15 protein-coding genes and 1 tRNA gene are annotated in these 11,985 nt (G+C 66.6%); 9 read left to right on the top strand and 7 right to left on the bottom strand.

All coding sequences use genetic code 11. The features are described from left to right. Positions 1–199: transposase (locus tag A3ES_RS0144645; protein ID WP_020393341.1), on the bottom strand; the 199-nt coding region annotated here is incomplete at its 3' end. A 230-nt stretch (positions 200–429) separates the two neighbouring features. Between A3ES_RS0144645 and A3ES_RS52055 the strand changes: the two genes are divergently transcribed. Together A3ES_RS52055 and A3ES_RS57415 are read left to right on the top strand one after the other, a co-directional pair. Next, a complete protein-coding gene (locus A3ES_RS52055; RefSeq protein ID WP_020393340.1) occupies positions 430–711 on the top strand; it encodes a hypothetical protein in 282 nt (93 codons plus the stop codon). A gap of 64 nt (positions 712–775) precedes the next feature. Further along, complete coding sequence (locus A3ES_RS57415; RefSeq protein ID WP_020393339.1) at positions 776–958, top strand: DUF6624 domain-containing protein; 183 nt, start codon at positions 776–778, stop codon at positions 956–958. A gap of 111 nt (positions 959–1,069) precedes the next feature. On the opposite strand, the gene A3ES_RS0144630 is transcribed toward A3ES_RS57415, so the two are convergent. Together A3ES_RS0144630 and A3ES_RS0144625 are read right to left on the bottom strand one after the other, a co-directional pair. Beyond that, positions 1,070–1,546, bottom strand: a complete 477-nt coding sequence (locus A3ES_RS0144630; protein ID WP_202806738.1) for an NUDIX domain-containing protein — start codon at positions 1,544–1,546, stop codon at positions 1,070–1,072. Then, on the bottom strand, positions 1,530–1,739 hold the full coding sequence (locus tag A3ES_RS0144625; protein WP_020393337.1) for a hypothetical protein: 210 nt from the start codon (positions 1,737–1,739) through the stop codon (positions 1,530–1,532). The genes A3ES_RS0144630 and A3ES_RS0144625 overlap by 17 nt, the downstream gene beginning before the upstream one ends. Positions 1,740–2,447: 708 nt before the next feature. On the opposite strand from A3ES_RS0144625, the gene A3ES_RS50610 reads away from it, so the two are divergent. From A3ES_RS50610 to A3ES_RS0144610, 3 genes are all read left to right on the top strand, one after another. Next, positions 2,448–2,837 (top strand): hypothetical protein, encoded by a 390-nt coding sequence (locus A3ES_RS50610; protein WP_020393336.1) that lies wholly within the window; start codon positions 2,448–2,450, stop codon positions 2,835–2,837. 24 nt (positions 2,838–2,861) lie between these two features. After that, positions 2,862–4,109, top strand: coding sequence for an IS4 family transposase (locus tag A3ES_RS0144615; protein ID WP_051084965.1), 1,248 nt, complete (start codon positions 2,862–2,864; stop codon positions 4,107–4,109). Between the two features lie 161 nt (positions 4,110–4,270). Further along, on the top strand, positions 4,271–4,741 hold the full coding sequence (locus A3ES_RS0144610; protein WP_020393334.1) for a DUF4268 domain-containing protein: 471 nt from the start codon (positions 4,271–4,273) through the stop codon (positions 4,739–4,741). A 641-nt stretch (positions 4,742–5,382) separates the two neighbouring features. Here the strand turns inward: A3ES_RS0144610 and A3ES_RS0144605 are convergent. After that, a tRNA-Thr gene (locus A3ES_RS0144605) sits at positions 5,383–5,455 on the bottom strand. Positions 5,456–5,535: 80 nt separating this feature from the next. On the opposite strand from A3ES_RS0144605, the gene A3ES_RS0144600 reads away from it, so the two are divergent. Continuing rightward, on the top strand, positions 5,536–6,729 hold the full coding sequence (locus tag A3ES_RS0144600; RefSeq protein ID WP_083934112.1) for an MFS transporter: 1,194 nt from the start codon (positions 5,536–5,538) through the stop codon (positions 6,727–6,729). Here A3ES_RS0144600 and A3ES_RS0144595 read toward each other — a convergent pair. Continuing rightward, positions 6,701–7,882 (bottom strand): MFS transporter, encoded by a 1,182-nt coding sequence (locus A3ES_RS0144595; RefSeq protein WP_020393332.1) that lies wholly within the window; start codon positions 7,880–7,882, stop codon positions 6,701–6,703. The two genes, A3ES_RS0144600 and A3ES_RS0144595, sit on opposite strands and share 29 nt — an antisense overlap. Before the next feature lie 338 nt (positions 7,883–8,220). On the opposite strand from A3ES_RS0144595, the gene A3ES_RS0144590 reads away from it, so the two are divergent. Then, on the top strand, positions 8,221–8,910 hold the full coding sequence (locus tag A3ES_RS0144590) for a response regulator transcription factor (protein WP_202806737.1): 690 nt from the start codon (positions 8,221–8,223) through the stop codon (positions 8,908–8,910). Between the two features lie 155 nt (positions 8,911–9,065). On the opposite strand, the gene A3ES_RS57410 is transcribed toward A3ES_RS0144590, so the two are convergent. Further along, the gene (locus tag A3ES_RS57410; protein WP_202806736.1) at positions 9,066–9,230 is read right to left on the bottom strand and encodes a cupin domain-containing protein; all 165 of its coding nucleotides are present in this window, start codon (positions 9,228–9,230) and stop codon (positions 9,066–9,068) included. A gap of 4 nt (positions 9,231–9,234) precedes the next feature. Here A3ES_RS57410 and A3ES_RS0144580 point away from each other — a divergent pair, with 4 nt between their 5' ends. Beyond that, entirely contained in the window at positions 9,235–9,981 is a 747-nt protein-coding gene (locus tag A3ES_RS0144580) for a helix-turn-helix domain-containing protein (RefSeq protein WP_020393330.1), read from the top strand. Here A3ES_RS0144580 and A3ES_RS0144575 read toward each other — a convergent pair. Continuing rightward, positions 9,948–10,859, bottom strand: a complete 912-nt coding sequence (locus tag A3ES_RS0144575) for an EamA family transporter (protein WP_026163796.1) — start codon at positions 10,857–10,859, stop codon at positions 9,948–9,950. The genes A3ES_RS0144580 and A3ES_RS0144575 overlap by 34 nt on opposite strands. Positions 10,860–10,926: 67 nt before the next feature. On the opposite strand from A3ES_RS0144575, the gene A3ES_RS0144570 reads away from it, so the two are divergent. Then, the gene (locus tag A3ES_RS0144570; protein WP_020393328.1) at positions 10,927–11,781 is read left to right on the top strand and encodes a LysR family transcriptional regulator; all 855 of its coding nucleotides are present in this window, start codon (positions 10,927–10,929) and stop codon (positions 11,779–11,781) included. Positions 11,782–11,985 lie beyond the last annotated feature (204 nt).

Here is an 11,985-nt window from a genome sequence, read left to right as displayed (position 1 = left end):
GGGGCCTGGACGGGCTGCTGATGGTGCTGCCGTCGGCGGTCGTCTTCTTGCCCGTCCCATACAGGTCGACCCAGCGTGCCAGGGTCGCCCGCTCGATCCCGAGATCGGCTGCGATCCCACGCAGCGTCGCTCCCGGAGTGGACTCGTACAAGTCGACGGCCTGCCGACGGAACTCCTCGGAGTAGTTCTTGCGGGCCATGGTCCTGATCATCTCGCTTCCCCAGCACATGGCTGGATTCAGCGTGTCCAAGAACCAGGGTCAGGGCCCCGGTTTCGCCTCAAGCGGCATGAACAGGCTGAGCGGATGCGTGCCGCCGCGATCCTCGACTGGCCGACCGATGATTCCAGACACCTAGCGCGTGGCTGCCGGGTCCGGTCCGTGACACCGCTACTCCTTGGGCTTTGGTGAACCCCGCTAGCGTTGCGACCATGACGGACCAGGAGCTGCAGACCGATCTGTTGCGGCGGGTGAGCCTGGACCAGGAAGCCAGGCAACGTGTCGAGGGTTACTCCGAGGATGCGCGCGTGGCCGAGTGGGCGGCAGCGCGGGAAGTGGACGACGACAACACCGCTTGGCTGTACGCCGTGGTCGCCGAGCGCTGTTGGCCCCGGATATGCGAGGTAGGCGAAGAGGCCGCCACCGCGGCATGCCTGCTCGCCCAACACGCCGACGACAGCACCGACCTACAGTTGCTCTTCCACAGCAGATGACCGCTGCCGCGGCGCTCGGCGAGGCGTCGTCGCGGCTGCTCGCCTATCTGGAAGACCGAGCCGTGTGAACGCTGGCCGGCCACAGCTGTACGGCACGCAATTCGTGAGCGACGACAACGGCGCACTTCAACCCCGTCCCATCGACCGGCCGGAGTCGCTCGACGATCGTCGAGCGGCGGTAGGGCTGGATCCGTTCGCAGAGTACGAGGCCACGATGCACAGCATCTGGGCTCGGAACCCCACATGACCTACCGCCTACAACACGAAGCATGTTCGCCGCTCAACCTCCAGCAGCGCATTCGCCGCGTAGGACAGGCCCGGCTGGATCCGCCGACTCTCGGACGTGCTTAGGTGCCTCTCACGGGTGAAAGCCGTCCTCCAGATCGAAGGATGCGCCTTCGGTCTTGGCTCGTAGAGCGGCCACTACCCGACGAGCCAGTAGCGGGGACATCCGCTGTTCGATCTGCTCCTGGGTACACCATGCCCAATTGGACAACTCGTCCGGCGGTAAGTGGATACCGGCCGTGCTCTGTGCCTCTAGGGTGCCACCGTCATATACGAACATGACGCCCTCCGTGCGGTCCGGCCGAGGAGGCACCCAGTCGACCACGAGTAGCCGCCCTGGCGTGACTGTCGTGCCTAGTTCTTCCTTCACCTCGCGCGCTGCGGCTTGCCGAGGTGACTCGTTCTCCTCGACACATCCACCGACGATCTCCCAGTAGTCCTTGTACACCGGTTCGACGAGCAGGGCGCGTCCGGCTGAATCGATGAACAAGACAGCCGCACCCATGCGTTTGCGGGGAAGGGTAGCCGTGTAGTCACCCGATAAAGTCATTGCCGCAGGCTACTCCCGACGCAATCCATTGGGCCTCTTCTGACTGTTCGCAGGCAAGCGCATGGTCGGGCGCACCGCGGGTTTCATAGGAGTCCGCGGCAGACGCGAGCGGGGTGATGGTCACGCAGTGCTTAGTCGCGCGGACACCGAGTTCCTGCTTCGCGAGCGTTTGCATGTTGTCCCAGATGTTCACTTGGCCGTCATATCCTGGATCATCGTAGATGAACTCATTTCAAGAGTTCCCGCACCGCCGTGCTGGCGAGCACGCTAGCTTGAGTAGCCAAACTTGTGAGACTGGGGTCATCGGAAGGCTGCACGGAAGGACCGTCAGTTCGATCTTCGACACGACTGCGCATATCTTCCACGATGCGGGCGTAGAGATCGGGCCGCTGGGCCCAAAAGACGGTCCTCTCTGGCCATGGCTAACGCGTTTTCGCGGTCCGCACGGGCAAGTATCTCTGCATGCCTGCGGCCTTCGCGACTCTCGACCGCTTGGGCCTCCAGCGACTCTACGGTTCGAATCGTTCAACTTAGGTGTACGGGAGTCATTAGTCGGGCGCATGGCCGACCACGTCGCTTGGCGTGGTCCGACAGCAAGCCGCGAATCGTGAGCCAGGTGCTGCGCGACAACCGTCTGCCAACTGACGTGCGACAGTCGGGGCGCCGGATCGCGGTTGACCCGGAACAGTTGGTCAGCTCCCCACCAGCCTCGCCGACAAAGGCCCGGATGTCTCCACCTGAGGGCACTGAGATGGCAAGGTGGAACCATGTCCGATGGCTCCATGCCTGTCCTTGGCCGGCTAACCCGTCTGTCCCCTCCCGCGACGTTTGGCCGCATGAGGCCCACAGCTTCACACCGTGGCTACTCAACAATGTCGATGTACTCAGCGACTTGCTCGGGATGGATCTCGCGCTCGAGGTGGCAGAGCATCCGGTAGGCGGATTCAGCTTGGACCTCATGGGTCGCGATGAGACCACCGGCGAAGTCGTGATCGTGGAGAATCAGCTTGAGACCTCCGATCACGGCCACCTCGGCCAAATCCTGACCTACGCGGCAGGTACTGACCCCACCACGATCGTCTGGGTTGCCGCATCTTTTCGAGCCGAGCATCGAGCTGCTATCGACTGGCTCAATGCTCGCACCGACGAGAACACGAGATTCTTCGGTGTGGAACTCGGCGTCGTGCGGATCGGACAGTCCGATCCGGCGCCATCGTTCCGACTGGTCGCCCAACCCAACGATTGGGAGAAGACGGTTCGGGCCGCCACCAGCCCAATACCGGTAACTTAGGCTGTTGGCTGGTAGGTTGGGTGTGTGCCAAGAGCTGGTCAGGCTAGGTCGCGGTCGGGTGACAGGTTGACGGATCGGGTGGGCGTTGGGGTGTTGACTCGCTCGTTCCCGCCGGACTTGGTCGATGAGGTTGTCGCGGGCGAGGGGCGCAGGGAGCAGCGGTCGCGGCTGTTGCCGGCGCGGATGGTCGTGTACTACGTGATGGCGTTGGCGTTGTTCGCCTCCGATAGCTATGAGGAGGTGATGCGCCGGCTGGTTCAGGGGCTGGCCTGGACGGCGCGCTGGCAGGGGACGTGGCGGGTGCCGTCGTCGCCGGCGATTTCCAAGGCCCGGGCCCGGCTGGGTCCGGGTGTGCTGGCGGCGCTGTTCGATCGTGCGTGTGTGCCGGTGGCCGCGCCGGACACGCCGGGGGCGTTCTATCGGTCGTGGCGGCTGGTGGCGGTTGACGGGACGACGTTCGACGTTCCGGACGAGGAGGGCAATGCGGCCCGGTTCGGCAAGCCGTCCAACGACCAGGGTCCCGGCGCGTTTCCGCAGGTGCGGCTGGTGGCGCTGGCCGAGTGCGGCACGCACGCGGTGTTCGCGGCCGCGATGGATGGCATCGGGGTCGGCGAGCAGGAGCTGCTGCGCCGTCTGCTGCCGAAGCTGGGTCCGGGGATGCTGCTGGTTGCCGACCGCAACTTCCTGGGCTACGACCTGTGGGAGGCCGCGGCCGCGACCGGCGCGGACCTGCTGTGGCGGGCCAAGTCCGACACCCGGCTGCCTGTTGTCACCGAGTTGCCGGACGGGTCCTACCTGTCCTACCTGGTCAAGCCCAGGACCCGCGGACGCGGGAAGCGGATCGCGGTGCGGGTCGTCGAGTACACGCTGCAGGCATCCGAGTCCGAGCACCCACACAAGGCCGGCGAGGTCTATCGCCTCGTCACCACCATCCTCGACCCCGACACCGCCGCAGCCGCCGACCTCGCCCAGACGTACGCACAGCGCTGGGAGATCGAGTCGGTGTTCGACGAGATCAGGACCCACCAACTCGACGCCCGCCCGGTGCTGCGCTCGCGCGACCCCGACGGCGTCGAGCAGGAGATCTGGGGCATCCTCCTGCTCCACCACGCGATCCGCGACCTGATCCACACCAGCGCGGCCGGCGCCGGCATCGACCCCGACCGAGTGTCCTTCACCCGCGCGCTACGCGCCGCCCGCCGCCAGGTCAGTTACCAGGCGGGACTTTCCCCCCTCCGGCCTGCGCCGCGCCCTCCGCGCCGTCGCCACTGAACTGCTCGAACGGCTCACCACCCGCCGCCGCAGGCACAACCCACGCGTCGTACGCCGCACCCACCGCACCCCATTCCCCACCAAGAAACCGATCGACCGCCACCTCACCCAACCCCCACCGGACACAATCAACATCGTCCGCAGACCCTAAGTTACCGGTATTGGCCACCAGCCAGGCCGAGGCAACCGGCAAACAGATCCTGTACCGCTCATTCTGGAGCCGTTGGATCGACCTTTTGCAGGTCGACCGACCGGGTTGGTCTCGGGCAAGGCGCCCTCCACGAGACTCGTGGTTCACCACGACCGCCGGGATCGCCGGCGCCACCTACTACACGGCATTTACCAAGCGTGGTCTCTCGAGTGAACTCACCTTTGAATCACCCGACCCTGATGTCAACCTCGCCCGATTCCAAGCGCTCAGGGCCAACCAGTCGAAGATGGAACAGGTCTACGGGCTGCCCCTGGACTGGCAGGAGTTGCCTGGTCGCAAGGCGACCCGGGTCGCGGACTACCTGCCCGACGCCGATGTGAACGCCGAGGAGAACTGGAATCAGTACCTCGACTGGCTGCTTGATCGACAGACCCGCCTCCGGAAAGCCTTGGCGGCAGTCGGCGGCGTGCCGCCACTCTGACCGCGGCAGTTGCGGACGAGGCCCGACGAGAGTTGCGAGCGCCCACGATGTCTGCAGCGATACGTCGAGCCGTCTGGTTTTCTCATGGGGGACTTCTGGGTGGACTAGAATTGGTGAGCCCCGACCGGCAGCGAGAACCGCGGCGAGCTGGGGCGACAGTTGCGCAAGGTTCGGCGCGAGACGACCGCGACGATTCTTGAGGACTTCGGGCCGACGCCGCGGACGATTGCCGATCAGCTCGGGCACTCCAGGACGTCGACCACGGTCGATGACTGCATCGGGCGGTGAGCTCGGGGTCCGGAGGCGGCAGGCCACTTGGAAGATGCGCTGAGGAGCATTCACGAGCAGGATCGGTCCTCGTCGGATGACCTTGCGCCTGAGGAGTACTCCGGCCATCGGGTTGGCGCAACGGGTAGTTGCCTTGCGGAGACGGTCAGCCGGTTGATGGCGCGCGACGTAGGAGTGCGCAAGGCGCGGGCGGAGCCCGCAGAGGTCCGGGTGGGCGGGAGTCGGGCGTAGCGGTCGCGACGGAGGAGCGGCTGCGGAGCGCGCGTGGGAAGAAGACCCCGCCAAAGCGGTCAGTAAGCGGTCAGTTGACTGCCATTTGAAGATGCCCCTGGGGGCATATCTGCAGTTCAGAGAGCCGACGAGGGGACTCGAACCCCTAACCACCGCTTTACAAGAGCGGTGCGCTGCCAGTTGCGCCACGTCGGCGGGTGCACGGGAGTGCTGGTCCATCGTAGTGGATGGGAAATGAGGGGTGGGTGGGGTGGTCTGTAGAGCAGACTGGGCGGATGGGTGCGGTGGGGGTGTTGCGGGGTAGCCGGGGGTTTCGGCGGTTGTTTGCGGCCAGGTCGGTGTCGTTTTTGGGGGACTCGCTGGGGCTGGTCGCGTTGTTGCTGTTTGTGGAGGCGGAGACGGGGGCCGCGCTGGCGGTGGCGTTGCTGCTGTTGGCGGGGGATTTCACGCCGGGGTTGTTCGGGGCGTTCGCGGGGGTGGTCGGGGATCGGATCGACCTGCGCAAGGTGATGATCGGGTGCGATCTGGCGCAGGGGGTGCTGGTGGCGGCGATGGCGATCGCGTTGCCGCCGTTGCCGATCTTGCTGGTGCTGGTTGCGGTGCGGAGTCTGGTGGCGCAGGTGTTCCAGGCGAGCAGCCGGAGCGCAGTACCGGCGCTGGTTGACGATGAGCAGCTGGAGACGGCCAACTCGACACTCGGGGCCGGGACCAATGGGCTGGACGCGATCGGGCCGTTGATCGCCGCGGCGTTGTTCCTGGTGGTCGATGTGCGCGGGATCTTGCTGATCGACGCGGTCACCTTCTTCGCGTCGGCGTTGTTGTTGGTCGGCCTGCCGAGTCTGCCGCCGAGCAACGAGCACAGTGGTACTTCGGTGTTCGCCAACGCCAAGGAAGGTCTCGGCTATATCTGGCGGGCCAAGGCTGTCCGGGTGATCGGCCTCGGCTTCTTCGCGGTGGTCGCGTTCAGCGGGGTCGATGACGTCGCGATGGTGTTCCTCGCCAAGGACGAGCTGGACGGTGGCGACTCGTCGGCCGCCATCCTGTACGCCGGTGTCGGTATCGGCCTCGTCGCCGGCTATGCCCTGCTCACCAAGCACGCAACGCGATTCGCCATGCCCGTGCTGCTGATCACCGGATTCGCGATCAGCAGCCTTGGCAACCTCTTCACCGGCCTCGCCTGGGCGATCTGGGCCGCCCTCGCTCTGCAGACCATCCGCGGTGTCGGGATCGCCGCGCTGGATGTCGCGATCAACACCCACCTGCAGCGCGTAGTACCGGCCGGCATGCTTGGTCGGGTCTTCGGCAACCTGTACGGCGCGATCGGGCTCGCCGCGGGCATCTCCTACGTCTTCGGCGGTCTCCTGCTCGAGCACACCGACGCCCGCACGACCTTTGTCGCAGCAGGAGCGGGTGGTCTGCTCGCCACTGCTGCCACCGCGATCAGCCTTCTGCGTCGAGCTCGGCGATAGGTCGCCGTAGCGCCCGAGCTCCCGGTACTGCGATCAACGCGACCGCCGCCATCACCAAGAACGCCGCCACCGGGTGATCCACCAGTACTCCGACCACGATCGCGACCACCAACCCGCCGAGGTTGCCCGCCATCCAGATCAACCCGGCGCCCGTCCCCTCGGCCTCACCGGTACGCCGCTCGACGAGCTCCAGCACGATCGGCAGCGCAGGCAACAGCAAGAACCCGATCACCGTGATCGCGACGAATCCCATCGCCACGCCCGGCCACAAAGCCAGCGCGACGCAGGCCAACGCGGTCACCGTCAAGCTTGCCACCAGCAACGCTGCCTCGGCGTGATGCCGGACCACCAGCACCGGTACGACCGCACTGCCGATGACTCCGGCAACGACATTGACGAGGAGGATTGTCGAGGCGGTCCCGGCGCTGACTCCGGCCGGTTCCAGCAACGCCTGGGAGAAGGTGGTCATGGCAACGAATACCCCGAACGGGAAGATCGCCAGCACGCACACCCGCCGGATCAACGGGTCGCCCCAGGCGATCTGCAGGGCACCGCGATCCGGACGCCGCCGCGCGGCCTTGTGCTCACCCGGCTTGCGCAAGGCAACGATCAAGGTGGCGGCGGCAACGACCGAGAAGATTGCCGTCAGCCACAACATCGCGGGAAGGTCGTTGCTGTCGGCGAAGATTGCCGACAGCAAGAAGGCGATCACCATGCCGGCGAAGATGCTCGCCGTACCGGCCGCGATCCCGGTCGGCCGGTCCTTCTCGGCGAGGTAGCGCCCTGTGATGCCCGTGACCGCGTTCAGTACCAGCGGCTGGGCGACCGAGGCAACGATCTGCCCGGCCAGCAGCCAGCCGTAGTCGTCACCGCCAAGCCTCAGCAGCGCACCCAGCGCGGTCAGCACGGCTCCCGCGATCAGCCCGCTGCGGAACCACTTGTCGAGAATCAGCCCGGCCGGAATCGCCAGTACGACGTACAGCAGCGGGAAGACCTGGGCGAGCCAGCCGATCGCGCTCTCGGACACCCCGTACCGCTCGGCCGCCACCGTCGTCACGCCGGCGAAGTTCAGCCAGACCAGCTGAGTCGCCGCTCCCACCAGAGCAAACGCGGCAATCGCTCCCCAGCGACTGCGCAGCCCGACCTCTACCATCCGCGCTCCCATCCCCAAGGCTTACCGAACAGTAACGGCTTCGGCAGCCGCTGGCGAGAGCAGCCAGCCACAACACCGCGACGGCGAGGAAATCGATGTAATAGCGGCCGAGAGTTTGATCAAAAGCGGAATTCTCAATTCTTTGACTACATTTCCGCGCGATGGATACTGCGAGCAATTACCTGCAGCGTCAGTGATTCATTGTGTTGCGCGTCACGAAGACAGATGTAACACCCAAAGACGCGCTGAGGCACCCACCCGGAGTACAGGGAATTCGGCGATACTCGGAATAGGCGACTGCTGATCATGGAGCGACCGGAACTGGGGGAGCAGTATCGGTGCGAGTACTGATTGCGGGAGTGAGCCCGGAGTTCGTAGCGGCCACCGCTCGCGAGCTGCGGAAGTTGTCGATGGCGGTCGACGTCTGCCATGACGGTGGGGGCGCCCTCGATCGCATCTGCATGCACGCCTATGACGTGGCGGTCCTCGACAGCGACCTGCCGACAGTCCCGGCGGACGAGGTACTCCGGAAGGTTGTCGCGTCCGGCGAAGGCCCGCGACTACTGCTGCTCACCCGGTCGGCAGAGGTGTCGGATCGCGTCGAAGGGCTGGCTCTCGGCGCCGACGACGTGCTGTCCTGGCCGTTCGCGACCGTGGAACTGGTGGCGAGGATTCAGGCGCTGGGTCGCAGGTCGGCCCCGGCCCTTCCTCCGGTACGGCGCTGGCAGGGTATCGTCCTCGATCTGCCCCGGCACCAGGTCAGTCGAGAGGGGCGGTTCCTCCAGCTGTCGCCGAAGGAGTTCGCGGTGCTGGACGTCCTGATGCGTGCCGCGGGGGTCGTGGTCAGCGCCGAGGAGCTGCTCGAGAAGGCGTGGGACGAGCACGCCGATCCGTTCACGAACGCGGTCCGCGTCACCATGATGACGCTGCGCCGCAAGCTCGGACCGCCCGCGTTGATCGAGACTGTTCCCGGCGTGGGATATCGGTTGCGGCGTACCTCGGAGACATTGTCGGCCAGGTGTGGCTGACGCGGGCCGGGGCTCGGACTTTCCGCCCCCGGAAGTCCGAACGCCCGACCCGCCCGCGCGGCGACGTCACCACTTCTCAGATTCAACCCGACAGCAGCTATCGCCGGCATCAGGGAATTCCCTTACGCCGCCCTTATACGTCTTGTGCTCCCTGGCTAACCCTCGGGGTAGAACAGGAACAACGTGCAGCCCTGCGCCGATTGCGGGACGTGCGAAGAGCCGGCTGGGGCATGGACGAAAGACCCGGCCGGGTAATCACGGATTCCGTCGTTGAAGACACCGGAGACAACGAAGACCTCCTCAGGCCCGGGCTGGTGCACATCGATGGGTTGCGCTGCGGCGGTCTTCCGCGACGAGCGCTACCGCTTCGGTGTGTGCACCGAGCAGCCCGGCCCGATCAGGACCACCGAGGGTTTCGACATGGTGGTGGCCAAGGGTCTGCGTGCCGCCCTGGCCGCCACCGGAGTGCTCGACGGCCGCCGGATCACCACCCACTGGCGGTACGCCGACGAGCTCCAGCGCCGGTACCCGGCCGTGAAAGTAGACCCGGACGTGCTCTACATCGACCACGGCGATGTCGCGACCAGCGGCGGCTCCGGCACCGGGATCGATCTGTGTCTGCAACTGGTCCGAGCCGACCATGGCGCCGCGTACGCCGCCCGGATCGCACGGCGGATGGTGATTCCGCCGCATCGCGAAGGCGGCCAGGTCCAGTACCGCGCCGAAGCCGACGCGGCACCCACCGACTCCCTCGGTGAGCTGCTGGACTGGGCGACCGAGCACCTCGCGGAACCGATCACTGTGGACGACCTGGCGGCACGGATCAACGTCTCACCGCGAACCCACGCCCGTCGTTTCGCCGAGCAGCTCGGCACGCCCCCCGGCCAATGGCTCCTCGCTCAGCGCATCGTCAGGACCCGTGCTCTGCTGGAGGAAACCGACCTCCCGATCGAAACGATCGCCACCCGCGTCGGCCTCTCCTCGGCCACCAACCTCCGCCGCCGCTTCCAGGCCGCCGTACGAACGACGCCCAGCGCCTACCGCCGCGCGTTCAGAACCAGACGGCTTTGACGGGTGACGGCCGCGATGGTGTTGGCGGTGACGATCGCGGCGATCGCGAGCCATTCGATCAGGCCGAGTGTCTGGTCGAGGACGATCCAGCCGACCAGTACTGCGAGCAGCGGGTTGACGCTCATGAACAGGCCGAAGAAGCCGGCGGGCACGCGCCGCAGTACGACTAGGTCGACCAGGAAGGGGACCGCCGAGGACATCACACCGGCAACCACCGCGTAGCCGATGTACTGGAGTGATGGCTGGTGGTGCAGGAGGATCCAGATGCCGACCGGGAGGTAGGCGATCGCGGAGACGGTCGACGCCGCGGCAGCGCCCTGGGCGGACGGAAGGCGGCTGCCTAGCGTGCGGTTGAGCAGGATGTACGCCGCCCAGCACGCGGCCGCGACGAGTCCTAGCGCGATGCCGAGGTAGTCGGTGGTGGGCTGGGGGCGCATGAGGACGACGACTGCCGCGCCGGCCGCAATGGCGCAGTACAGGTCGAGTCTGCGGCGCGAGGCTGCGAGGGCGACGGCCAGTGGGCCGAGGAACTCAAGAGTCACCGCGAGGCCGAGGCCGATGCGGTCGATCGCGGTGTAGAGGGTGATATTCATCGTCGCGTAGACGGCTGCCAGCGCGAACACAGGCAGCCACTCGCGCCGCGTGAATGAACGGAAGCGTGGGCGCGTGATCCCCACCAGCAGAATCGCGGCTACCCACTGCCGCACTGCCACCACGCCGGCGGGTCCGACTGCCGGGAAGGCGAGCGCTCCGGTCGCCGCTCCGACCTGGTTGGAGAGCGCGCTCCCCAGCATCATCATCAGGCCGGCAGCCCGCCCGCTCTCGGCTGCGGCGGCGGCTGAAGGCACCGCGTCGACTACGGCTGCATCTGCTCCCATGAGTGCAGGATGTGCCTGCCGAAGCAATACGCAAAATGCATGAAATGAGTATCTATACGATAGGCGTATGGATGTGGAGTTGCGGCAGCTGCGGTTTCTCGTGGCGATCGTGGATGCGGGGAGTTTCACCGACGCGGCGCTGGACCTCGGCGTCTCGCAGGCGGCGGTGTCGCGGACCTTGGCGGCGCTGGAGCAGACGTTGAAGGTTCGGCTGCTGCACCGGACCAGTCGTACGATCGCGCTCACCCCGACCGGCGCGCAGCTCGTACCCCGTGCCCGGCGGCTGCTTGCCGAGATGGACGAGCTGGTCCGTGAGGCGACCTCAGGGCACGCCCGGCTCCGCGTCGGCCATGCCTGGTCCGCGCTCGGCCGGCATACCGCGTACTTCCAGCGTCGCTGGGCCGAACTGCATCCCGAGGTCGACCTGCTGCTGATCCGCACCAACACTCCGAGCGGCGGGCTGGCGGAGGGGGTCTGCGATCTCGCTGTTGTCCGGACCCCGCCCGACGAGAAGCACTTCGCCGTCACCGAGGTCGGACTCGAGCGCCGCTTCATCGTGATGGCGGGCGACGACCCGTGGGCTCGCCGCCGGTCGATCAAGCTCGACGAGGTACGCACCCGTACCGTCATGTCCGACCGCCGGACCGGTACGACGAGCGCCGATCTCTGGCCAACCGGAGAGCAGCCGGTGCTCGAAGACACGGCCGATGTGGACGACTGGCTGGCCCGGATCGCGGCGGGCGGCGTCGTCGGCATCACCCCGGAAAGCACCGCCACGCAGTACGGGCGGGCCGGTGTCGTCTTCCGCCCACTCCGCGACGCGCCACCCGTCGCAGTCCGCGTCATCTGGCCCCGCCACGACCCTCACCCCGCGACCCAGGCGGCGGTCGCCCTGATCACAGAGATCTACCAAGGCCGATAACCCCACGTTGGGCACCGGGTAGGCGCGTACCACCCGAAAGCTCGACCGATGGGTGCCCAAAGTCAGCGCTCCACTCCGGCGAGCGCGACCTTGGGCACGAGGCAGGCAGACAGCCGCCGAACCAGTGACTACCCGGTGCCCAAAGTCAGCGCTCGTACCGGGCCGGACGCGACCTTGGGCACGGAGCCGACACACAGCCGCCGA

The organism is Kribbella catacumbae DSM 19601, from assembly GCF_000372465.1.
GTDB lineage: Bacteria > Actinomycetota > Actinomycetes > Propionibacteriales > Kribbellaceae > Kribbella > Kribbella catacumbae.
Note: the sequence above shows the minus strand (reverse complement) of the source record. Positions and strands in the feature narration are given on the sequence as shown.